At 45.7% G+C, this 234-nt stretch carries 1 protein-coding gene; it reads right to left on the bottom strand.

Going from position 1 to position 234, the window contains the following annotated elements; genetic code table 11:
• Positions 1-234: transposase (locus M3650_RS31680; RefSeq protein WP_251580322.1), on the bottom strand; the 234-nt coding region annotated here is incomplete at both ends.

The following is a 234-nucleotide window of genomic DNA, read 5'->3' as shown; positions in this document are numbered from 1 at the left end:
TAAACTGCCCGACACGCAGACGGATTTCGGAAACGGTGGAATAGAACACATTGTTGATCACACTGGACTTGAGCCATTTCCAGAGTCCTTCCACGATGTTTAACTGCGGGCTATATGGTGGCAGAAATACAAGCTTAAGCCGATTATTCTGTTCTTTCAGAAACGGCTGAAGCAGCTTTGCATGATGAATCCGGGCATTATCTAACACAAGAACAAGTTTCCCCGTCGGATAAG

This window comes from Paenibacillus sp. MER TA 81-3, assembly GCF_023713585.1.
Taxonomy (GTDB): domain Bacteria; phylum Bacillota; class Bacilli; order Paenibacillales; family Paenibacillaceae; genus Paenibacillus_B; species Paenibacillus_B profundus.
The sequence above is the reverse complement of the archived record's forward strand: the minus strand, read 5'-3'. Positions and strand labels throughout refer to the sequence as shown.